Origin of the sequence: Parapusillimonas sp. JC17 (assembly GCF_052180245.1) — a bacterium.
GTDB lineage: Bacteria > Pseudomonadota > Gammaproteobacteria > Burkholderiales > Burkholderiaceae_B > Parapusillimonas.
In genome coordinates, this window is record NZ_CP197474.1 from 3,958,008 (window position 1) to 3,980,951 (window position 22,944).

The following is a 22,944-nucleotide window of genomic DNA, read 5'->3' on the forward strand; positions in this document are numbered from 1 at the left end:
TCACCCAGCGCAGAAAAAGTGCTTTTCGCTATACATTCAACCCCTTCGCAATCAAGGCATTAAATGTCGTGACTAGGTCATCAAAGCGAAGCTCCACATCGCCAAGCACTCCGTGCGCCCCAGCACACCCCTCTGCGAACCTCAGTGGCTGAAGCAATGTGCCCAAAAATTCATCCAGTGTGCCTAGCAAGAAGTCAGATTCTTGCTCTGGTATTCGAGCGTATCCAAGCTCAAATTGCTGAGGAGTTTCTTGCCTTCCATTGTTTTCTGCAGTGAAAAGGTCACGCTCATATATATGCTCATCCCCAGCCAACTCAGTCAGCGCTCCTACCGCCCGCTGCATATGAGCAACCATAACTTCTACGACGAACTGAATCACCAGTCGATGCTCGTCGTCAGCAATACCTCTGGCATTAGAAGACAATTCAACCAATAGATCCAACTGCATCTGGAGATATCGAAGCCGAGCTGATAGCGCTGCTAACAAACCGCCGTTACGTAGTTTTTTAGGTAGGTTCTTGAAGTCTTGAGAGCCTTCCGCCGGTATCTGTTGAATTTTCAGACCAGCCAACCAGCCCTTGCTAAACACGACTCGGCGTGAAACAGACTCTCTCAATGATGTATTGACTTTCGCAATAGGGACTGGCGCTTCGTTATCTTGTACAGATCTAGGTAGTTGCTCCTCGAAACCTTCATCCGCTTCTACCGTAACTGACGGTTTACTACCAGATTCGGTCAATATTGGCTGGCCGCTACTAAGCTGCTCAAGCTGTGGCTTAGAAGAGCTTTCTTGCGCAGACTGACCTACCGGTCCAAGCAATTGAAGATATTGTTCTCGGCTGTGCAGCACGATGATTTTTTTTAATTTACTTGGGGAACAACGCAATAATTCTGTCCGCTGCTCAGCGTCACCATCAGCAATTACTAAATTCGCTTGTATTTTCGCTTCGCCCCGTTCTCTATCCTTGTCCGTAGGATACGGCACAGCAAGCCAACGGTCATAATCGAGCGATGCGCGAGACGCATAAAGACTACCGCCCTTTATATCGGACTGAATCATTACTACCCCTTGGGCGAGACCCGCCTGGGTACGATCGCGCTTCACATACTGTTGACCGCGTACAATTTGCCCAAAAGAATACTCGCTAATTAAGGCTCCACCTGCATCGAGAATTTTATCGGCCAATTTTCTATGCCTGGTTGGTGCGATCATTTGCAGGCCATGCGCCAACACAGCCACGGTATGACCGCCTTCCTCCAAAGCGGTCTGGTGCGCCACTGCATCACACCCGATTGCTAATCCACTAACAATGCTCCATTCTCGTTCAACGAAGAACTTCGTAATGCTCGCGGCAATACGCTGACCATGCATGGTAGGTTCGCGTGTACCTATGATCGCAACCGAGCGCTCCGAAGCCTGGGCAAGCGTGCCCTTGACAAACAAAATGAAAGGATCGTCCTTGGTCGCTGCAAGCAACGACGGATACTCCTGATCCACGCCAGATATAATGCGCGCTTCGTGCAACAACGCCTCATCTATCTGCTTGGCTGCCGCCTCCTGAGCAATAATCCACGCATCCGGCTCTAACAATGCCTTTTCAATAGCCGGGATGGATTTCGTCAGCGCCTCGATAGGTATGTCCTCAAAATTGGGAAGAGCTGCCACTTTCTTCAGCGCGGCCGGCCCCACCCCTTTCAACATGGATAGAGCCAAAAGTGTTTGCGTCGCTGGAGAAACAGAACTCATATGATGTTGCCTATATTCTTTGCCATTGACAGGCACGTGACCTCTTGAGCGCCTGCTTCCTTCAGGTATTTCCCTGCGTAGATCAAAGATGCTCCTGTCGTGGTCACATCATCAATGATCAAATAGGATGTTCTCGCTGCCAGCTGATCAGGATTATTCACAAACAAATGGTCCCGGACATTCAGAAAACGCTCTGTATGGTTCAAATGATCATTGTGCTGCGATTTGACACCCTGTTTGTATCCTAGTAGTTCCGGCTGACAGATAATCTCAAAACCCTCAAGCGGTTGTTCTCGCACAGATTGCTCCAACTGCATTAGAAAATTCTCCAAGCGTGCCTTTCTGCCGGGTCGGTGCGGAACAACACTTACCACAATACGAACTACACCAAACAATGCCAGATAATGGTTATCAATAAAACTCCTGATTGCGACTACCCATTCACTGGGAAAAACATCTGCTTCCTTATTTTCCCCAATAGATGCAGTCAGTTCATGCCACTGTTTTCGATACTGAACTGAGTCGTAGTTGGCAAACGACCTTCCAGCTACATAAATCGGAAATGCAGTGCGATCTCCATCTGCCACCTTAGGAATGAAATGGTTAATTTTATCGAAACGCAGTCTCTTCGGCCTCTCCCCACCAGCCAGCAAACGCTCCAACTCGGGCAAGTGAGCGTGCGGTCGGCGCAACACGTCTAACAAGTCATCGGGATCATCGAGAAGCACGTCCGGAACAAGCCTCTCAGCGTTCCAGTGTGTGGACTCCTTCGAGTACGGCCAAGCTCCCCTGTCCAGCGCTACCACACATCCACAATGATAGCCTGCTCTGACATCCGCATCGGTGTCACCTACCAAGATCACTCGGTCGAGGTCTTCAACCCCAAAGGTCTCCATCGCATGGTCGATCCCATCACCATACGGTTTGGTGCGCCGCACATCCTCGTACGCCACCACCACATCCCACTTGAGCCCTGGATAGGCCCATCCCAAAACTGTCAGAGCATAACTTTTGGGGGATCTGGTAAACACCCCTAGCCTCAGTTTACGGAACTCTGTACGTATCTGCTGCAAGAGAGCGAGGCTATAGATATGCCGCCCGTCCATCTCTGCCAATTGCTCTCTCAACATTTGCAGTCGATCCGGATCATCGTTACATTTACACGACTCCCGTATCTCCTTGAGATCTGACGTGCGGAGCAGCGTATCATCCAGGTCAAATAGGCAAATATCAAACATGCGTCCCCCCCTCTCCTCGGCATCAGTTTTTTTGCCTTGTCAGTTCTACATAAATAGTCGGTACGGGTAAACTTTTCCAGGAAGATCCGGTACGTTGGCAATAGTTCTAGCTAACTTTTGGGAGTATCGGATACTGACAGGCACGGGGTCGTACAAAGCATCGTTGTTCCAGTCCATCTTTGACAGTGCCAAGGCCTCTGCAGCCACAACCTCCAGAGGCCCCCGCCCAGCATGACGCGTAAGCAACAGCGGCTTGGGGATGCTTTTTTTTCCCTGGTAATAATTTCCGGTTGTGGATGCATCAGGGGCATTCCCGGCGACCCAAAGCAAAGCTGACACGCCTGAACGCACCACAACCGTTCCGCGTGGCACCGGATACGCCGATGGTTTACTCGGCGGCACTTGTCTTCCGGAGTCGATCAGCCAAACGCCTCGCCAGTTTGTGCGTCCACCAATCTCGATGCACTCAACCTCTGGAATGCCCGCCAGCGCGTCAAAAGCACCGTCCAGCTCTTCGGTTTTAAAAGCAGTGGTCTTATGTATAACCAACCGTTTGGGCAAACTTCCCCCATTTCTGTCTTGGTAGAGCGTCAAGCTACGCGCCAACACCGCACGCATATCGTCGCGGCTGAGAAACGGATTGCGTTTGGCCTCTTCAAGGTCTGTTACCGGATCCCGGGCCTCAAACGCCACAAACTGCATGCCGCCACCATCCATATCGAACACTTGCGAACAGCACGTCACAAAGTGCGCATCACGCTGATCCCCCCGCAATGCATAGGCCAATCCGATATATGCCGTTTCATCCGGCACGCTAGGAACCCGAGCCAACTTCCAGGGAATTCCCCCAGCCTTGACATATAGAGCAATGGCAAGCCGCCACGCCAATGATGCCCGATGCCTGAAATTAAAGGCCCTGTCGTTGATAACTTGCGTGGGAATGTTGTACTTGGCCCCTAAAGCCTTCAAGGCATCGTGCGCATCAAGCTCCATGCTTCGAGTCGCAGGCCCCCATGCATCCGGAAAATGCACTACAACCACATCAAATTCGTTGCGCATCGCCTCTAGCCGACGCAGCGCCGCGTCCATCGCCTGGTAAAGCCGTTGCTCCAACGTACCCTGCCCATCAAGCTGGCTAAGCGAATCAGGCCAACGGATATGAGTCGCTGGAGGGGCTGATACTAATCCCACGTGGAACAGCGATTCGAACCCGGGATAGGTAGGGACATACTCGGTTCGATCTGTGGGTTGCAACGAATTTCGCAACATCGCCAACAACGTCCCGCGCTGTTTGAACGCGCTATCGGGGCCGACTGTGGCCACCCTAACGTTCGCAGTAAAGGCTCCGAACGAACCTTTGGAGAATGGCCCATACCGGCTTAGACCTCGAAGCGGATGAACATCAAGGTCATCGGCCTTCTCAGGAGAGAAGACAAGCAGCGGCTCGTCGAGCAGGCTAAATGGTGGAAGTTTGGAGGCTGATGCTGGAAGCGCCATTACTTTGTCCTATCAAAGTAATTGTCGTGATGAGCCGGTCGACTCCAACCAGTCACCGGCGAGACCGCAAACACCGCATCCACCCCTTGTTCGCTGGACAAGCCGAACGCTGACAGTGTCCCCCTCTCCGATGTAGTCAGCAAGGCAGCCCACGCATTGATGATGCTCGCCCATTGCCGGTTATATTTCTGAACCCAGCGCTCGCGTCGCCAATCGCCGGCAGGATCGCCTGCTCGAGCAACCTGAGGCCGACCCGCGCCCTGGCCATCCTCTCCGTCGCTTTCAGACGAGTGTCTTCGCGGAACACTCACAAAGGTATAGGGCTCAAAACCACACCACCAACGGTCTTCGATCTGCTCTAGCTTTAGAAAGATGCCCTCCTGGTAGGGATAATCGAGCTTGGGCACAGTGCCAGTCAGGTCAGACTCATAAGCCGAACGAAGTGCCGCGAGCTGTGTCTGCCGCTCCTGAGCCTTTTCCGGATCTTCATCAGTACGGGGAGGCGCCACGATCAATGAGTGGCCTGAGCGCTTGTAGCGAGGTCGCAAAGGCCGGCGATAGGAAAGTGCACTGACCATGGCTTCGTACAATAAGCCGAGCGCCCAACTATCCCGATCCGGGTTCAACTCAATCGTACCGGCTGGCTGCGCCCCGAAATCCGCCAGCGCCTCCACAACCTGGGAATCGTTGCCAAACACCGCCAGCTCCCGACCCATAGCAGCCACGACCGCCCGGCACTTCTTCTCTTTTAATTGCTGACGCACGTCCGCCGTAGTTGCCGCTTTTTTCAAAACCATGCGCCTTGCCACACGGGGCAATTCGCTGACCAACAATGCTGAATAGCGCAACACAGGGAAAGGTCGAGCGTATTCCCCAAATAGTTTGACGGGTTCAAGCCGAGGCGGTGCCTGGTATTGCAAGACATGCTGGATCAGCATTTCCGATAGCTGAGTTTGTGTCAACAAATCTGCAGCCAATTCATCAAAGGTCTTGGCCTCAACAATGGCAACATCGACGCCAGCGAGCACCGCATTGCTCAATAGTGTCTGTACGGCGGGCAGCAATCGATTGGTAGACGACGTCACCCAGTACAGACCGTTGGGATAGGGGTTTGGATCCCTTAACACCGATTCCAACGCCTGCATCACAGAAGCGTCACGTCCACTGTAGCCCACGACCACCAACCCAAAACGTTTACACGACTCCGTCAGAACGTGACGCATCCTTTCGTCTTGGTGTGCTAGCTCACTGTCGGTATTTTTGATTAAAACGGACTGATAGTCTCCGTGCAGCTTAGCGATGAGAGGCCAGTCTGACTCATCTAAGCAACGCTGCGCACGGTCTGCGGAATCAAGCGCGGCCACAACAGGTTTTACTCTCGTCTGCGCCGGCAAAAGTGCATTGACTTCAGCCGCTGACTCTTCGACCAACGCATCGAAATTTGTCGTAAAAACGCAGTTGAGCTGTTTGCTAACCATCAATGCGCCCAGCATCCGGTGGCCAAAGCAAGGTGTGCCTTTACAAATGGCATCGTCAATATACTGGCGCCGTTGTTTTTCGTTGGGATACACCGCTTCGAAGGCCGCTGAGTACTCGCGAGGATCACCATTAGGCGGCAGTAATGCGGTCCGACGAAAAAAATCGTCGATTCGTTCAATCCAAAGCGGATCTCCCGTATCAACCTCTCGCAAGGAATAGCCCGTCTCCCTGCAGAATATGCGCTTTTTAAAGTCGCCAATCATGGCGAAACCGGTCGGGATGCCAGAAGCCGCCGAGGCGCCAGCACCCAGGAACCACGAGAACAAGTGAGGCCGCAGAGCAAAGGTGGCTGCGAATTGCGCAGCGGCCATGACCGGAATATTGGACAAGTGACAACCCCGACAGCCGGAAAATATTTATTACACTTAGAAGAACCATATCACACAACAACGTCAGTGTCATCGGTATTCATACGGTGTCATAGCCACTCACGGATCTGCTGCTGGATATCCAAAGCGCTTGATGCATGGATCGCGGTTTCTGATGCTTACGCACCATCGGCGGATGACCTCGATACAGTTGAGCCAAGGTAATCCGCGACACGCGACCCGGCATTTTGCGATCAAGACCAGCACAGACACATGAAACGATGATCAGTTCGGGAAATAATGTCAGTGATTGAGCATTTCCCCCAAGAGGTCGCGACATATGGATCAAACAACCCATTCTGGAAACGAACCGAGCGACCAAAAAACCGTAAATCGAGAACAACTCTACGAAGCGATCTGGTTCGAGCCGGCAATGCATTTGGCGACGAAATATGGCGTTTCCGGTAGCTTTCTGGCCAGGGTATGCGATCGATTACGTGTGCCCAGGCCTCGCCCTGGATCTTACCCGCGAGCGCGGCACTACGATCCCTTACTCTTCCTTAACGCCATTTGAGACTTGTTGGGGCGCATCGTAGCAGGTCACCGCCTGTACGATGAACTGCCTCACCGTATCCGAAAACGTCGCCATAGTGTCAAATCCGTTATTCCCCAGTTAACCCATCCTCACTATGAGTCCCATAAAAACCTATTCAGGAACCGCTCTCATGGAAATTGACACTTCATCATCAGATCAAGATCGAAATACTGATCAAATTATGCGTAGTATGCGTGTTCTCGCGTATCTAGCTCTTACGTCCACGATTGCTAGCTATTTCATCTGGTTCGTTATAGTGCATAAGCACTCCCCATCCTCCAGCACGAGCGACTGGGCGGGCTTTGGAGATTTTTTTGGCGGAACAGTCGGCCCCTTCATTGGTTTTGCATCGATTGTTTTACTCGTCGAAACGCTTAAACTCCAGCAGCGCGGACTGAAGGAACAGCGCAAGCATTTAGAAGTGACTAGCTGCGAAATAGCAGCACAAAGTAGGATAATGTTAAGACAAGCATTTGAACAGTCGTTCTTCGGTTGGCTGCGCGACTATAAACAGCAAGTTTCAGGATTTAGATTCCCCAAAGTTTCGCCTGAGATTTCACTGAAGAATGTCAGCAGAATTCCTGAGGAACATATCAGTACAGGAACAAACGCAATTTCCAGAATGATTGACTTTCTTTTCTCCAACTGTTCAGCCACCATGCGCGCCGCGGATGAAAAAGAGACGAAAAAACAAAAGATCAGGAATGGCCTCGTGCGGAGCTGGAACCAAATATATGAGCATCAAGGCGAAGCCGTACGAACATCCTTAAGAACGCTATTTGGCATTCTGCGCTGGATAGATGGGCACGAATCCCTTGAGCCGGCAGAAAAACGCCACTACGCAAGCGTACTTAGAGCGCAGCTAAGCGACCATGAACTGATACTAATTTATGTAAATGGCCTTACAGAAACTGGACAGCCCATGAATGATTACGTTAACCGCTATGCGCTATTCGACAATCTTGAGATCCGCTTATACCCCACACTGATATCTATTTATGATGAGAATGACCCAGTGCCATATTGCTCGTCAGCTTTCAGCACAGACAAAGCTATAGAGATTCACTGGAAGAATAGCTAAGATGTATTTCGAACAGACTCTAGCAGTTGCGCGCTGAGGCCATCACACGTGGGGTTGAACGCTTTTTATGGTGGAAAGACACGTCCTTGCTTGAACTCAAAACGCCCACAAGCTGACGCGTAATGGATTGCCAGCAGCAGCCTTGTCCCTAGTTTTGTACCTTTTGCCAGCATATGAAAAATTAAACCATAGTAATCAATCAGTTGCGGCATTGACAAATACTAGCGGATATAAGCCTAGGTCCAACCTACAGGAACTGCTGCGTCAAACAGTAGCCGACTACGTCAGTCGACATCAGACCGTATTGACTACCGTCATGGATGATTTGGAAGCCCAAACCACCCCAGGCGAACAAAAATTCCTCGGCGTCCTGGTCGAGCCGCCCAAAGTCGAATCACTACCCGTGAAACGTAAGCGCCCACGTTTCGCCCGGAAATTCGATTACGCGCAACGCGACGAACATAACCGCAAGTTGGGCTATAGCGGCGAGGCGTGGACCGTGGAGTTCGAGACGGCACGATTGACCAACGCGGATCGACATGACCTGGTCAGCAAGATCGACTGGATATCAGATCGTCTCGGTGACGGCGCTGGTTACGACATCCTGTCGTTCGAGGAGGACGAACAGGCACGCTTCATCGAAGTCAAAACGACCAATGGCGGCAGCATGACACCGTTCATTGTGACCCGAAATGAAGTGGAGTTCTCCGAAGAGTCCGAGGACTCCTTCTGCCTGTATCGCCTCTTTGAGTTCTCCAGTAAGCCTCAACTGTTCATCCTCAGAGGATCACTGCAGGCCAACCTCGAATTGGAGGCGTTAGATTACCGCGCCCGACTGAAAGCACTTGCTTAAAGGTCTCCGGGGTTCGCTCGGTGACCGGAGGGCTACTTCTAGGCGCAGGCGCAGTCGCACCTGAACGAATCATCATCCAAACGCTTTGCTGCGCCTATCCCGAATTATGTACCACCAGGCAATAGGGTCCAGAGCAACCATGATCCACTACACCATGCTCGGCACAAACGATCTGGCTCGCGCCATTTGGTTCTATGTGCATGTCTCTGAGAGCTGTTTATGGGTATCCCCTTCAACACAACACCCGTCACGCTAGGGCTTTGCGCTGCGCGAGTGGGCTTTCTCCCTCCTCACATACCTTTGCCAAAACGTCCGAAAAACACACACAAATATCGGACAGATTTGCCAAAAGTCCGAAAAACGCGTACAAATATCGGACAACGGTGCTCTCTATGAACGATATCAAAGCTCAGCTCATGGCCCACATCGACGCGTCCGCTTCCGGCCGAGTGTGGGTGCCGACCGATTTTTCTCACCTTGGCAATCGTGATGCCGTGGACAAAGCGCTCCAACGCTTGGTCGCGGCTGGCCAACTTCGTCGCATCGACCGCGGCCTGTACGACCGGCCCAGGGTGAACAGCCTGACCAAGAAGACAGCGGCCCCTGACTACCGTGCCGTCGTGGATGCGATTGCACGCCGCGACCAACTGCGCCTGTTGGTAGATGGCATGACCGCCGCCAACGATCTAGGACTTACGGACGCGGTGCCCGCACATGTCATCATCCATACCGACGCACGCCGACGCACCATCCAGCTCGATAACCTGACCATCTCCTTCAAGCTCACCGCACCGAGCCGTCTGTATTGGGCCGGCCGCCCGGCCATGCGTGTCGTACAGGCATTACATTGGCTAAAGGACACTCTGCCTGCTGACAAGCCTCGCATCATCAAACGATTGACCCAAGTGCTCGCCGGCCCACAAGGCGATGCCATCCGCCAGGACTTGATGGCGGGGTTCAACACGCTGCCGGCCTGGATGCAAGCCATTATTCGTGAACTACCTGGCTGCGATCCGCTAGCTGGAGACCATGGCGTACCGACGACTATCTCCGGCCAACGTCGCCGACGCAACGAGGCAGTGGCATGAACCCAAATTTCCAGATCATCATCGGAGCCACTGATGACGAACAACGCGACCTATTTCTGACAACAGCCTCCCGCCTGGGCACAGCGGTTCATAACGTCGAGAAAGATTTCTGGGTATGTTGGACGCTGGACGCACTGTTCAACAGCCTGCCGTCAGACGGCCCGCGACTGCTTTTCAAAGGCGGCACATCCCTATCTAAAGCCTATGGCTTGATTTCTCGGTTTTCCGAGGACATCGACATCACGGTATTCCGCGAAGACATCGGCGAGCCTGCCGAGGCCGCCGATCTGGACACTTTGAGCGGTAAGCAACGGCGCATCCGGCTGGAGCGTATTCGCACCGCCTGCCAACAGTACATCGCTGAAGGTATGGCGGCGCAACTTCGAGCAGTCGCAGCGAATGCCTTACCCGCTGACCGCTTCCGTCTGGAACTGGACCCCGACGACACTGACCAGCAAACACTGCTGTTCTGGTATCCCCCGGTGACGGCTACCACCAACGACTACATTCGTTCCGCCGTCAAGATCGAGGCCGGTGCCAAGTCGGCGCTGGACCCACACGAAGCAGCAATCATCACCCCCTATGTGAGCGACGAACTACCCGATCTGGACATGGCAGTGCGCAACGTCACGACAGTCAAGCCTGAACGCACTTTTTGGGACAAGATCATTATCCTGCATGGCCTGCGCCAATGGCACGACCGCAGAAAGCTACTGCGTCAAGGCGGCCAGCGCGTTTCCCGGCACTATTACGATGTATACCGGCTGCTTGAGCATCCCGATGCAGCAGCATGGATAATCGACCGCGACTTAGCACAGGATTGTGCACGACACGCCCGGCTATTCTTCGGCAGTGCGGACTTGCGGTTGGACATAGCCGCACATGGCTCATTCAGCTTGATGCCATCCGATGCCATGCGTGATGCACTGGCCCGCGACTACGAAGCAATGGGTGGCATGATTTTCGGGCGGCTTCCTGCAATCGACAATGTATTCCAAGCCATTGCTGGCCTGGAACAACGCTTGAACACGCATCTGCTGTAGGCCGCGAGCCTGGAAAGCCCCATTGGCCTTGCGTAGTTCAACCTCACTGCGTACGGCCTGCCTGTTCGATGAACTGCGATAGGCAATAGATAAGCTCTGTCATAGCAAGAAATCAGCGTGGCAGTACCGCTATCCTGGAGGATGGGCTATCTGCCAGTCGGCTGTACATCGGGCTCAGCAGCGCGCTTCGTGCCAGGCGGCACGGCGCGTGTCGGACTTTTACGATGACGATAGGGTCGATAGTTGCCCTGACTGGTGCCTGTCGTTGACGCCCCCGTAACGACAGGCGCTGACACTTCAGCAGCCGTCGGCAGCACAGGGGCACATCTATCGATGACGCCCTGGCGCAAGTTGGCGACCTTCTCTGCGGCCTGACGAATGGGGTCATCTTCTGTGTGCACATAGGTCATGAACATGGAAACCGTCTTGTGCGCGGTCAGCGCCATACCGACCTTGAGCGGAACACCAGAGTTGGCGATATCCGTCGCCGCCCTGTGTCGGATGCCATGCGTGCCCACATGCGGCACACCGGCGCGCTCCAGGATGCGCTTCCAGGAGTTGTAGTAGGTGCCTTCAGGCAATGGCGCATAGTTGTCGTAGATAGCAGTGCAGACATAGGGCGTGTCATCGATGCGCAGCGCATTGGACAGCAACTGATACGCGCGCTCACTCATTGGCTTGGAGATACCGCCAGTTTTACTATCGGGCCAAACAACACGGCGCTGTTCAAAATCCACCCATGACCATTCCAATCCGCAGATCTCCGACATGCGCGCCGAGAATTCAAACTGCAGCCGAATCGCCAAGGTCAGCGTGGGATGCTCCAGGCCTTCTTCATCTGCCAAGTCCAGATAGGCAAAGAGACGCGCCAGCTCTTCGTCAGTGATGTAGCGGGTTTTGCTGCCTTCCCGAAACTTGGGCACATGCCGGCAGGGATTGGAACCATCCGGCCTATAGCCCCAGACCTCAGCCATGTTGAACATTTTGCGCACGCAGGCCAGAAGACGATTTGCTGTGGTCGGCGTATGAGCATGATTGCGCATCATGGCCGTCACATCCGCGCGTGTCAGATCCGGCACCTTGATCCTGCCCAACTCCGGCACGATATGGCGATCGATCTGTCCTTGATAAGTCTCGACGGTGCTCGGCTTGTTGCGCATTTTCGAATACTCTTCGATAAACTGAACGCACAGATCCTTGACCGTCGGCGCTTGTCGGGCGGCCTTCTTGGCCGCGCTAGGGTCGAGTCCTTTGCGGATGTCCGACATCCAGTCCTGGGCAATGCTGCGTGCCTGGTCTACCGTCAGTTCACCGTACAAACCGATCTTGGGCTTGCGGCGTTCGCCGGCATCCGTGCGATACTGAAGCATGAATACCTTGCTGCCAGCAGCAGTGACTTTGCACAGAAAGCCCGGCACCAGGGTGTCACGCAGTTCGTAGTCTTTGCCTGTTGCTCGAGCCGAGTCAACAGCGGTTTTTGTGAGTTTGACGGTAGCCATACAGCCTCTTTTCAGGGGAAAATCTAGGAGCCAAATAGGAGCCAACAGAGCGCAAACTCAGCCGTATTTGGTCGATTTCAGGCGTAAGGTTAACGTCCAAAGAAAAATAGAAAAACCAACTACAGCAAGGACTTGCGTGCTCCAGCGTAGTTAAATGCTACCCTTTTCCGCTCGACTCGTGGTCACATAGGACACTCACGCGACTCTGGGTGAAACCACCGGAACTTGCAATGAAAATACGATCAACATTCTCCAAGAGCAGCCCGGTAAGTACGCGGTTAAGCCCTTTAGCGATACGCCCTCGTATTGTTTCGCTGATAGCAGCTTGTGTCTGAATCGACTGAATGATAGTCAGATAATCACCAGCGTAGCGGAAGGCCGTCATAGACCACCGAGCGTAGCTAGGATCATCCTCGGGCAGGGTGAAATAGAGCCTACGCCTCTGCGCTTCCAGGAGCTCCACAAACTCGGCAGCTCCGCCTTCTACTCGTGTACTTTCATAGCCTTCAAGATACGAATCTTGAGCAGATAGAAATTCGACTGTCGCTCCGTAAATCGGATCGCTTGCAACAAGCCGTTCAAAATCAGCGCGTAGCTTAATGTCATCCTTACCATAGACCAACAATCCATCAGCAGCGTTCGTGGTCTCTTCTCCAACACCAAAACTCGTCATAGCTTTAAATACGGGGCGACCAGACACTCGGCGTTTTGGCAGATTAGCCCCAAATGCGTTGGCATAGATACTTGCCTTGCTAATGCCAGCGCTTTCTTGGATCTTTGGTACATCGGCACATGTCATCAAATTTTCTTTGGCTACCTTCGCGTCGGAATAACCTAGGATCATGTTCGAACATAACGCCAACAAATCACGAACCGGTAAATGGAGACCATTAAACCGGGCAATCTCCAGCAAGTCTCCAAGGCGACTTGCGAGTTGCCCACCATCTGATTCGCCTAGCAGACGACGGCGATTTTCATCGATGGGACAGACTTTTCCTTCACCCTTCAAGGCACAGAGCGAGCAATTGGCCCATTCTGCGTGCTCTGCCACTGCCTTGGCAACCTCATCAAACGTCGTACGACTAGTCGTACGGCTTAGATCGAACACGGTAAGTCGATCGGGAGCTAGGCCTGCTTGTAAAAAACACTCTTGAAGTGGCTTGCGTAGAGGATGTACTCGACCTTGACGCTTTTCTAGATCTCGCAGGCGATCTAAAAGCTGACCGTGATTGGCAGCCAGAATCACAACCTCAGAATTATCGCCCTCGCACACTGATCTTTCGAATCGCGAGAGAGGAAGGTCGCTTTCATCTCCGTTGAACTCAGAGAGATCTTTGATAAAAACAGCCAATCGACCATCAGCTAGCCTATGCTCTTTCACATTGCTTTTGTCTGCCCAAACTTTGGCATCCCCACCGATATGAGTCCACAAGGCTCGGCAGTGGTAAGTCTTCCCATCGCCTGCTGTACCTGCAATCAATAAAGAGCCGGGCGTCTTAGATTCAATGTGCAAAACCATTGCGTCAAGCTGTGGAGTAGACAACCGAATCGGTTGGACCTTCGCTTTATTTAGGGCATCTGACACATACTCATCAAACATTGTCAGATTGTTTGGAGTTGGGCCATAACTACGTAGGAAACGAACCCAAGCACTCGAGGGGAACACTCCTCTTTCCGTCCGGCTTTTAGTGGCAGTATTAGTCAAGCCTACTCTCCAAGAACAGTGTCTAACTAGTCGGCCTCTCAAACATAGGGCCATAACGTTTTGTAGGGCAATGTATCATTTTATCTTCTAAGAGACCCATGTACCAGGAAACTGGCCTCTCTCGAGTCGGCTTCTCACTTCCCAGCTTCGTCTTACTCGTTGGGAAGGCGTGCTCTCAAGGAAGGTCTATGGTGGTGCCCACCTGAGAGCATGAAGAAGCAAGAATGGGACACCGTCAGCCAGACGCAAAGTCGTCGAGCAGCTGGCTTGCGCCAACTGCTCGATCACACGCCCCTCCCCTTAGATTGCCAACTTATAACCTAGCCAATTGACAATGCGGCGAATCGCCCCCCACAATCACCGCACAAAATGCGGTGAATAAATCTGGCAATCGCCGCCCTGGCCTGTCTAGCGACACGATCTGAGCGTCTTGGCCGAGCCCATGACAGCGGTCAGCAGCGCCCAGGGACTCCTGCTGGATCGTCTGAGCGATGTCGGCCTAGGCCTGCGTGAAGAAACCCGCCTGGCTGCACTGACGGAAGAGGTGGTTCAAACCAGTTCCATCGAAGGCGAAACGCTAGACGTCGCCTCAGTCAGATCTTCGATCAACTGAACGCACAGGCCCCTTGAGAATCGGCGCTTGCCGTAAGGCTTGCTTGGCCGCGCTGAGGCCGTGCCCTTTCCAGCTCGACTCTCGCACTGGGAGCAAGACATAAAAACGTGTACACTTCGTTAGTACCCACTATGGGAGACCGCCATGCCCAAAGAAGCTGTTTTTACGATGAAGCTGGAGCCTGAGTTGCGCGCCGCTTTTGTCGCCGAAGCCGAGGCAGCCCACCGACCTGCGTCACAGATCATGCGCGAACTGATGCGCGACTTCATCCAGCGCCAGCGCGAGACACGTGAATATGAGACATTCCTGCGTAGCAAAGTCGAAGCTGGGCGTGCCTCGATGCGCAAAGGCAAAGGGCATGACAATAGTGAGGTTGAGGCCGAGTTCGCGGCACGCCGAGCCAAGGTGGCCGGTTACGCATGAGGCTTGTCTGGACGCCAGAAGCCCTGGAAGACCGCCGAGACATCTGGGACTACATTGCTCAAGACAGTGAAGCTGCTGCAGCGCGGATGGATGCGCTATTCAGCGAGGCCGCTTCACGCTTGATCGACTATCCCCTCCTGGGGCGGTCTGGTCTCATCGCTGGCACGCGCGAATTGATTGTCCATGAAAACTACCGCTTGGTGTACGAAGCTGATACCACGGGCGTCTGGATACTTACGCTCGTTCATGTCGCCCGTCAATGGCCGCCTGCGCAGCGTTGAGCCTGTTTCCTAGCAATACCTGACGTTGCCACGCCGAGTACATAAGACTCAAGACTGCGGTGAGCAAGCCGGAATTGACACAGCAGTATCGCTTACCCTGGACGATGACCAGCTAGGAACGGCCAGTCGGCTGCGCATCTGACTCAGCGGCGCGCTTCGTGCCAGGCGGCACAGCGCGGGTCGGGCTTTTACGATGACGATAGGGCCGATAGTTGCCCTGACTGGTGCCGGTCTTTGACGCATCCGTAACGACAGGCGCAGACGCTTCAGCAGTCGTCTGCGTCGCAGGGGCGCATCTGTCGATGACGCCCTGGCGCAAGTTGGCGACCTTCTCTGCAGCCTGCCGAATAGGGTCATCTTCTGTATGCACATAGGTCATGAACATGGAAACCGTTTTGTGCGCGGTCAGCGCCATGCCGACCTTGAGCGGAACACCAGAGTTGGCGATATCCGTCGCCGCTCTGTGTCGGATGCCATGCGTGCCCACATGCGGCACACCGGCACGCTCCAAGATGCGTTTCCACGAGTTGTAGTAGGTGCCTTCAGGCAATGGCGCAAAGTTGTTGTAGATAGCAGTACATACATAGGGCGTATCGTCGATGCGCAGCGCGTTCGACAGCAACTGATACGCACGTTCGCTCATCGGCTTGGAAATACCGCCAGTCTTACTATCGGGCCAGACAACGCGGCGCTTTTCGAAATCCACCCAAGACCATTCCAGTTCGCAGATCTCCGACATGCGTGCTGAGAATTCGAACTGCAGGCGAATCGCCAAGGTCAGCGTGGGATGCTCCAGGCCTTCCTCATCTGCCAAGTCTAGATAGGAAAAAAGGCGCGCCAGTTCTTCGTCAGTGATGTAGCGTGTTTTACTGCCTTCTCGAAACTTGGGCACGTGTCGGCAGGGATTCGAACCATCCGGCCTGTAGCCCCAGACCTCAGCCATGTTGAACATTTTTCGGACGCAGGCCAGAAGACGGTTGGCCGTGGTCGGCGTATGGGCATGATTGCGCATCATGGCCGTCACATCCGCGCGTGTCAGATCCGGCACCTTGATCCTGCCCAACTCCGGCACGATATGGCGATCGATCTGCCCTTGATAGGTCTCGACGGTGCTCGGCTTGTTGCGCATCTTCGAATACTCTTCGATAAACTGAACGCATAGATCCTTGACCGTCGGAGCTTGTCGAGCGGCCTGCTTGGCCGCGCTGGGGTCGAGTCCTTTGCGGATGTCCGACATCCAGTCCTGGGCAATGCTGCGCGCCTGATCTACCGTCAGCTCACCGTACAAGCCGATCTTGGGCTTGCGGCGTTCGCCGGCATTCGTGCGATACTGGAGCATGAATACCTTGCTGCCGGCGGCAGTAACTTTGCACAGAAAGCCCGGCACCAGGGTGTCACGCAGTTCGTAGTCTTTGCCTGTTGCACGAGCCGAGTCAACAGCGGTTTTTGTGAGTTTGACGGTAGCCATACAGCCTCTTTTCAGGGGAAAACCTAGGAGCCAAATAGGAGCCAACAGAGCGCAAACTCAGCCGTATTTAGTCGATTTCAGGCGTAAGGTTAACGTCCAAAGAAAAATAGAAAAACCAACTACAGCAAGGACTTGCGTGCTCCAGCGTAGTTAAATGCTACTCTTTCCGGCTCGACTCAAAATCCCCCGCCGCAAGGCGTGCCGGTTCGATTCCGGCCCCGGGCACCAACGGCTTGTTCCAAACAGGTTCAAGTTGCACCAAATTATCAACAAAATCATGCAGTTAGGATAGAAACTTAACTCATGATGTCCCATCAAGTTTCAGCAAATCCCAACGTTGCGCGTCCCCCAAGGTGTACCCTAGACTGGTCGTACCCAGTTTTCTTTTTGTAGGGGTACACCTATGGGATTCCTGACTGACTTGAAGATCCGCACCCTCTCGCCCAGCGCCAAAGAGCAAATGCTGAATGACGGCGATGGCCTCTACCTGCGCGTGCGCGCATCCAGCAAAAGTTGGCTCTATCGGTACAAATCCGGTACAAAGCAGATCAAGATCGGCTTGGGCGCTTACCCTACAATCACCCTCGCAATGGCACGTGAACTGACCAGAGAGGCGAACACGCTACGCGCTCAAGGCATCGACCCGCAGGACGCTCGACGTGAGCAGCAAGAGCAAGTCAAGATCGCCAAGATGAATACCTTCGAGCTGATGGCGCGCGCCTGGCTCGAAAGTGCCAGCAAAGATCGCGTCTGGTCTGCGGGCTATAAAAGCAAAGTCACCCGGCACTTGGAAATTCACGTATTCCCCTGGGTAGGTGACAAAGCAATGGAGACCATCAGGCCCCCGGAGATCGTTCGGTGCCTGCATCGCATCAAAGATCGCGGCAACCTGGAAACAGCGCAACGTGTCCGCGAAGCCGTCCAACACGTCTATCAGTACGCTGTGGATACCGGCGTACTGGAACCCGTCCAGAATTTCGTCAATAACCGCACAGGCGGCTTACCGACGCCACGTGGCCGCCACTACGCCGCCATCACCGACCCGCAGCTACTGGGCCAGCTTTTGAGGGACATGCGTGCGTACTCCGGCAACTTCATTTCCGTTGCAGCCTTGCGCTTGGCCCCCCTGGTCTCCCAGCGACCCGGCCAGCTGCGCCTGGCACATTGGGAAGATGTCGATCTCAAAAAGGGATTGCGGCGCTGCCCGCCAGAGAACATGAAGATGCGCGAATGGCAGAAACGCGATAGCCGCACCCCTGCGCATATCGTGCCCCTGTCGCGCCAGGCTCGCCGAATTCTAGAGGACCTAATGCCGATTACCGGCCCCTCCCCCCTCTGTCACAATAGATGTCCGCTCAGTTGATTTGAGTTTTTGAGTGAGCGGACATCTATTGTGACAGAGGGGGCACCCGAAATGGGAAAATCGTACTGGTGGAGTGCGCTGACATCCAGGACGGCGATGCCGGTTCACGTTACACCGTTAAAGAATATCAAAGCTTCAAAGCGCATACTGAAGACGGCACCGAGAACACGCGAATCTTATTGAAACCGCGATCAACCAACCCGGCAATCGCGACAATTGAACTCAGCAGTAAAGACGACGAACACCGCTATCAGGTGGTAGGCGAATATTTGGGAGTGATTCTGTAGACATGAATCAGCTGGGTGTTCTAGACTCTCCAAATTGCGAGTCAGTGCAGAAGTTTAGGCCTGCTCTGACTCGTGCTAAAGAGTGTGCGATTTACGTTTTATGGTAGATTTGTGCCCCTTTCTTTACAAATTCAATAGCTTTTTCCTGCATGCCTTGGTGCAAGGCTTCATTTTCTTGCAAACCTTTCTGCTTGGCATACTCGCGTACGTCTTGCGTAATTTTCATGCTACAAAAATGCGGTCCGCACATAGAACAAAAATGGGCGACTTTCATGGAGTCCTTAGGTAAGGTCTCGTCATGAAATTCTTTGGCGGTATCGGGATCGAGGCCCAGATTGAACTGATCGTCCCAACGAAACTCGAAGCGTGCTTTGGATAAGGCATTGTCCCGTATGGCAGCACCTGGGTGCCCTTTGGCCAGATCGGCTGCATGCGCGGCGATTTTGTAGGTGATGATGCCGTCCTTGACATCTTTTTTATTGGGCAGGCCCAGGTGTTCTTTGGGTGTGACATAGCACAGCATGGCTGTGCCATACCATCCGATCAGGGCCGCGCCTATGCCGGACGTAATGTGGTCATAGCCAGGCGCAATATCAGTTGTCAGCGGTCCCAGCGTATAGAAGGGCGCTTCATGGCAATGCTTCAGTTGCATGTCCATGTTTTCCTTGATCAGGTGCATAGGCACGTGACCAGGCCCCTCGACCATGACTTGCACATCGTGTTGCCACGCCACTTGGGTTAGCTCGCCCAGCGTTTTCAACTCGGCAAATTGTGCTTCGTCATTGGCATCGTAGCCCGATCCTGGACGCAGGCCATCGCCCAGTGAAAAGCTGACGTCATAGGCTTTCATAATTTCGCAGATGTCTTCGAAGCGCTCATAGATGAAACTCTCTTTATGGTGAGCCAGACACCACTTAGCCATAATCGAACCGCCGCGCGACACAATACCCGTCATGCGGTTGGCGGTCATGGGAATGAAGGGTAGTCGAACACCCGCATGAATAGTGAAGTAGTCAACCCCCTGCTCGGCTTGTTCGATCAATGTGTCACGGAAAATTTCCCACGTCAGGTCTTCAGCCTTACCGTCTACCTTCTCCAGCGCCTGATAAATGGGTACAGAGCCGATGGGCACCGGTGAGTTGCGGATGATCCATTCACGGGTTTCGTGTATGTTCTTGCCAGTCGACAGATCCATCACGGTGTCACCGCCCCAACGGATCGCCCACGTCATTTTTTCGACTTCGTCACTGATGTTTGAACTTAGCGCCGAGTTTCCAATGTTAGCGTTGATCTTGACCAGGAAATTTCTACCTATGATCATAGGCTCGCTTTCGGGGTGATTGATATTGGCTGGAATGATGGCCCGGCCTCTTGCCACTTCCTCACGCACGAACTCTGGCGTAATCGAGGTCGGGATAGCGGCTCCAAACGATTGACCTGCGTGTTGACGCAGCAACCGATCCACCAGCTTGTCGCCATCCGGGCCGCTGGCACGTAGCATTTCCACGTAGCGCTCCCGTTGCAGGCTTTCACGAATCGCGATGAACTCCATCTCGGGGGTGATGATGCCGCGGCGCGCGTAATGCATTTGCGTCACGTTGTTTCCCGCCAAGGCGCGACGCGGTAAGCGACTCAACTCAAAGCGCAGGGAATCCAGCTTAGCGTCCCGCAAGCGGGCCTGTCCGTATTTGCTGCTCAGACCATCCAGTTGCTCGGTGTCGTTGCGCTCTGCTATCCAGGCGCTACGTATTGGATCGAGGCCCCGACGGATGTCGATCTTGGCCGATGGGTCGGTATAGGGGCCGCTGGTGTCATAAACGGTAAGCGGAGGATTCTTCTCGCCGCCAAACATCGTGGGGGTGTCGTCTTGTGAGACTTCGCGAAATGGCACGCGGATATCCGGGCGTGAGCCTTGTTGATAAATTTTGCGTGACTGGGGAAGAGGCGTGATGGCGGCGGCGTCGACTTCGGCGCTGTCTGCTGAAAAAATGGATTTGGTGTTCAAGACATGCTCCAAGAAATTAACAATGGAGCCGATAGGGAATAGACTTGATACCATCGGGTGACATGGCGTCAGCCAATGCGAAACAAGCACGCTCCCAGCATCGGCATTATCCGTACTGGTACGAAGGGCCTTTCTCAACCCGCTGAAAACAGCGAGTACCCCTGCGTGCGGACTAGTATAGGACATAAGCACGTTGCCACCTGGCACTGGCGGCATCATGAAAATGATTGATGCATGGGAAAGGACAATGAATCAGGTGACGTGGGCCTCCGCGCCCAGCACGCAGGCGCTCGTCGACGCCGCCCACAATCTTATCCCGCTGTTAAAAGAGATAGGCCCGCAACACGATCTGGATAAGCGGATCTCGGACCAGGCGGCCCGGCTGCTGCGCGAGAACGGCTTCTTTCGCATATACCAATCGCGCGAGAAGGTGCCGGTGTATCGCAGCGTGCGCTGGCAGGATTTCAAGAGCGGGCAAAATATCGCACCAACGCGGCGACGATCTCCGATCTTACGATTCAGGCCGTCAATGCCATGGTGCGCAACCTTGGCCGCAGCTTGCCGCCCAACGGCCCCATCGAACGCTGCTTCCGCGACTTCCACAGCATGGCTTCGCATTTTCTGTTGCAGACGAATCCCGCGGCCGAGATATTTGGTCGGACGATGCTCGGCCTGGACCTCTCCCCCAATGCAAGAATCTGACGAATCACGTTCATCTCACATAAGGAATCGTTCCATGAGCAATATTCAACGCCTGCGCTTGCCTGAAAACGACCCCACTTTTGGCAGCAACAAGATTTTCGATCTTTTCAAGTACTCACCTGCGGTTCGGGCTAACGGCTTGGTCTTCATCGCCGGTCAGGTCGGCATACGACCTGACGGCACCATCCCCGAAACCGCCGAAGAGCAGATTCGCGTTGCCTTCAATCGCTTGCAGGCGATTCTCGAGCACGAAGGACTTGGATTTGAAAATCTCGTCGAACTGGTCTCGTACCACGTGCGCATCGATGAACAATTGACGACCTTTCGAGAAGTGAAGGACGAATTCATCAAGAGCGACTTCCCCGCCTGGACCATCCTTGGGGTAAATTCACTGGCCCGCGATACACTTCTCATAGAAATCAAGGCCATAGCGGCAATTGAGAAATAGACCCCAGCGGCGGAGCCATGGCCGCCTAACAAAAGTCTCGCATCACCGAAACCTGGTACCTGGACGACGCGGTGGCCGGGCCCTGGATACGCTCGGCTAATCTCGGCCAGCGCCGCAGCTACAAGAAAGGCTAGTTCCTCTACCACCAGGCAGAGGTCAGCTCACTTTTTTTCTTAGTGCTGCGCGTGTTCCGCCGCGCCATATCCTCACCGCAGCAACTGAGCCACCTGCTTTCCCACTGCAGCGATGATCTGATCGCGCTCTGACGCATCGACGGCGTCCGTTTCCAGATAGACGGCCACAATGACAGGCGAGCTGCCGGGTGCTTGGACAAAACCGACATCATTCGCGCCGAGTCGAGCGGTACCCGTTTTCTCTCCGACCAGCCAGTCCGATGGAACGCCCGCCCGCAACCGTCTGTCGCCCGTCGTGTTGGCCATGAGCCATGACCGTAACAGTTGCTGTGACCCGGCCTTCAGGGCAGTGCCAAACAGCAGAGTATTGAGCGTGTTGCTCATGGCATTGGGGCTGGTGGTATCCATCGGCTCGGCCGAGTTCGGCTGACTGAGCTCGGGTTCATAGCGGTCATGTCTGGTGACCTTATCCCCCAGACTACGGATGAATCGGGTCAATGCCTGCGGACCGCCATAGCTGCGGAATATCAGATTGGCCGCAGTGTTATCGCTGGTGGTGATCGTGGCATGACAAAGTTCAGCCAAGGTCATTCCTTTTGGCCCGATGTTCAATCGCGTCACCGGCGCGTATTCCAGAATATCCGCTTCGGTAATCGGCATGCGTCTGCTCAGTTGATCTTCACCCTGGTCCAACCGCGCCAGAACATAAGCCGCAGCCAGCGTCTTGAACGAGCTCAGCATCAAAAATCGCTCATCTCCCCGATAGCTAGCGACTTGTTCGCTTCCCGTATCCAGCAGGCTGACTCCAAGACGCCCCCCACTGACACGCTCCAGTTCGGCCAGGGCTTGATTCAACGCAGTCAAGTCAGCCGACTTCCATCGATGCTTCCTATCGGTCGGGCTGTGCGCCAAGGCTGGTAATGTGGCGACGGCTACGCAGATCGCCAAGAAATGCCTTTTGCTGATCACGGTACGCTCCTTTAGAAAACCCGTGCGTAATAGCGGTTGGTATGAGTGACAGTCATTA

Annotated in this window: 20 protein-coding genes; 10 read left to right on the plus strand and 10 right to left on the minus strand. The window is 53.9% G+C overall.

Features of this window, described 5'->3' with window-relative positions:
• Nucleotides 1-28: 28 nt before the first annotated feature.
• The 5 genes from ACSBPU_RS19165 to ACSBPU_RS19185 all read right to left on the minus strand — a co-directional run bounded on the left by ACSBPU_RS19165 (nucleotide 29) and on the right by ACSBPU_RS19185 (nucleotide 6,978).
• Nucleotides 29-1,747 (minus strand): DNA-processing protein DprA, encoded by a 1,719-nt coding sequence (locus tag ACSBPU_RS19165; RefSeq protein WP_442593383.1) that lies wholly within the window; start codon nucleotides 1,745-1,747, stop codon nucleotides 29-31.
• The gene (locus ACSBPU_RS19170; protein ID WP_442593384.1) at nucleotides 1,744-2,985 is read right to left on the minus strand and encodes an HAD hydrolase-like protein; all 1,242 of its coding nucleotides are present in this window, start codon (nucleotides 2,983-2,985) and stop codon (nucleotides 1,744-1,746) included. Before ACSBPU_RS19170 ends, ACSBPU_RS19165 begins: the two co-directional genes overlap by 4 nt.
• A 45-nt stretch (nucleotides 2,986-3,030) precedes the next feature.
• Nucleotides 3,031-4,482: an argonaute/piwi family protein gene (locus ACSBPU_RS19175; RefSeq protein ID WP_442593385.1), complete on the minus strand. Its 1,452-nt coding sequence runs from the start codon at nucleotides 4,480-4,482 to the stop codon at nucleotides 3,031-3,033.
• A complete protein-coding gene (locus ACSBPU_RS19180; protein WP_442593386.1) occupies nucleotides 4,482-6,350 on the minus strand; it encodes an SIR2 family protein in 1,869 nt (622 codons plus the stop codon). The genes ACSBPU_RS19175 and ACSBPU_RS19180 overlap by 1 nt, the downstream gene beginning before the upstream one ends.
• A 529-nt stretch (nucleotides 6,351-6,879) precedes the next feature.
• Nucleotides 6,880-6,978, minus strand: a complete 99-nt coding sequence (locus ACSBPU_RS19185) for a DUF2280 domain-containing protein (RefSeq protein ID WP_442593387.1) — start codon at nucleotides 6,976-6,978, stop codon at nucleotides 6,880-6,882.
• Between the two features lie 76 nt (nucleotides 6,979-7,054).
• On the opposite strand from ACSBPU_RS19185, the gene ACSBPU_RS19190 reads away from it, so the two are divergent.
• From ACSBPU_RS19190 to ACSBPU_RS19205, 4 genes are all read left to right on the plus strand, one after another.
• Nucleotides 7,055-8,005: a putative phage abortive infection protein gene (locus ACSBPU_RS19190; protein WP_442593388.1), complete on the plus strand. Its 951-nt coding sequence runs from the start codon at nucleotides 7,055-7,057 to the stop codon at nucleotides 8,003-8,005.
• Nucleotides 8,006-8,321: 316 nt separating this feature from the next.
• On the plus strand, nucleotides 8,322-8,858 hold the full coding sequence (locus ACSBPU_RS19195; protein WP_442593389.1) for a DUF3883 domain-containing protein: 537 nt from the start codon (nucleotides 8,322-8,324) through the stop codon (nucleotides 8,856-8,858).
• 392 nt (nucleotides 8,859-9,250) lie between these two features.
• The gene (locus ACSBPU_RS19200) at nucleotides 9,251-9,946 is read left to right on the plus strand and encodes a DUF6088 family protein (RefSeq protein WP_442593390.1); all 696 of its coding nucleotides are present in this window, start codon (nucleotides 9,251-9,253) and stop codon (nucleotides 9,944-9,946) included.
• Nucleotides 9,943-10,989: a nucleotidyl transferase AbiEii/AbiGii toxin family protein gene (locus ACSBPU_RS19205; RefSeq protein WP_442593391.1), complete on the plus strand. Its 1,047-nt coding sequence runs from the start codon at nucleotides 9,943-9,945 to the stop codon at nucleotides 10,987-10,989. The genes ACSBPU_RS19200 and ACSBPU_RS19205 overlap by 4 nt, the downstream gene beginning before the upstream one ends.
• Nucleotides 10,990-11,135: 146 nt before the next feature.
• Here the strand turns inward: ACSBPU_RS19205 and ACSBPU_RS19210 are convergent, their stop codons facing one another.
• Entirely contained in the window at nucleotides 11,136-12,488 is a 1,353-nt protein-coding gene (locus tag ACSBPU_RS19210) for a tyrosine-type recombinase/integrase (protein WP_442593392.1), read from the minus strand.
• A 157-nt stretch (nucleotides 12,489-12,645) separates the two neighbouring features.
• Nucleotides 12,646-14,193, minus strand: a complete 1,548-nt coding sequence (locus ACSBPU_RS19215) for a hypothetical protein (protein WP_442593393.1) — start codon at nucleotides 14,191-14,193, stop codon at nucleotides 12,646-12,648.
• A gap of 421 nt (nucleotides 14,194-14,614) precedes the next feature.
• Between ACSBPU_RS19215 and ACSBPU_RS19220 the strand changes: the two genes are divergently transcribed.
• From ACSBPU_RS19220 to ACSBPU_RS19230, 3 genes are all read left to right on the plus strand, one after another.
• Nucleotides 14,615-14,806: a DUF4172 domain-containing protein gene (locus ACSBPU_RS19220; RefSeq protein WP_442598433.1), complete on the plus strand. Its 192-nt coding sequence runs from the start codon at nucleotides 14,615-14,617 to the stop codon at nucleotides 14,804-14,806.
• A 144-nt stretch (nucleotides 14,807-14,950) separates the two neighbouring features.
• Complete coding sequence (locus tag ACSBPU_RS19225; RefSeq protein ID WP_442593394.1) at nucleotides 14,951-15,229, plus strand: antitoxin of toxin-antitoxin stability system; 279 nt, start codon at nucleotides 14,951-14,953, stop codon at nucleotides 15,227-15,229.
• Nucleotides 15,226-15,510 carry a type II toxin-antitoxin system RelE/ParE family toxin gene (locus ACSBPU_RS19230; protein ID WP_442593395.1) on the plus strand — a complete coding sequence of 95 codons (285 nt, stop codon included), beginning with the start codon at nucleotides 15,226-15,228 and terminating at the stop codon, nucleotides 15,508-15,510. Before ACSBPU_RS19225 ends, ACSBPU_RS19230 begins: the two co-directional genes overlap by 4 nt.
• A 112-nt stretch (nucleotides 15,511-15,622) precedes the next feature.
• Here the strand turns inward: ACSBPU_RS19230 and ACSBPU_RS19235 are convergent, their stop codons facing one another.
• Nucleotides 15,623-16,978, minus strand: coding sequence for a tyrosine-type recombinase/integrase (locus tag ACSBPU_RS19235; RefSeq protein ID WP_442593396.1), 1,356 nt, complete (start codon nucleotides 16,976-16,978; stop codon nucleotides 15,623-15,625).
• A gap of 403 nt (nucleotides 16,979-17,381) precedes the next feature.
• Here ACSBPU_RS19235 and ACSBPU_RS19240 point away from each other — a divergent pair, with 403 nt between their 5' ends.
• Complete coding sequence (locus ACSBPU_RS19240) at nucleotides 17,382-18,341, plus strand: tyrosine-type recombinase/integrase (RefSeq protein ID WP_442593397.1); 960 nt, start codon at nucleotides 17,382-17,384, stop codon at nucleotides 18,339-18,341.
• A gap of 378 nt (nucleotides 18,342-18,719) precedes the next feature.
• On the opposite strand, the gene thiC is transcribed toward ACSBPU_RS19240, so the two are convergent.
• Nucleotides 18,720-20,633 (minus strand): phosphomethylpyrimidine synthase ThiC, encoded by a 1,914-nt coding sequence (thiC, locus tag ACSBPU_RS19245; protein ID WP_442593398.1) that lies wholly within the window; start codon nucleotides 20,631-20,633, stop codon nucleotides 18,720-18,722.
• Between the two features lie 417 nt (nucleotides 20,634-21,050).
• Between thiC and ACSBPU_RS19250 the strand changes: the two genes are divergently transcribed.
• Nucleotides 21,051-21,335 (plus strand): hypothetical protein, encoded by a 285-nt coding sequence (locus ACSBPU_RS19250; protein ID WP_442598435.1) that lies wholly within the window; start codon nucleotides 21,051-21,053, stop codon nucleotides 21,333-21,335.
• Between the two features lie 34 nt (nucleotides 21,336-21,369).
• Complete coding sequence (locus ACSBPU_RS19255; RefSeq protein WP_442593399.1) at nucleotides 21,370-21,783, plus strand: RidA family protein; 414 nt, start codon at nucleotides 21,370-21,372, stop codon at nucleotides 21,781-21,783.
• A 206-nt stretch (nucleotides 21,784-21,989) separates the two neighbouring features.
• Here ACSBPU_RS19255 and bla read toward each other — a convergent pair whose 3' ends face one another.
• Nucleotides 21,990-22,886, minus strand: a complete 897-nt coding sequence (bla, locus tag ACSBPU_RS19260) for a class A beta-lactamase (protein ID WP_442593400.1) — start codon at nucleotides 22,884-22,886, stop codon at nucleotides 21,990-21,992.
• Nucleotides 22,887-22,944 lie beyond the last annotated feature (58 nt).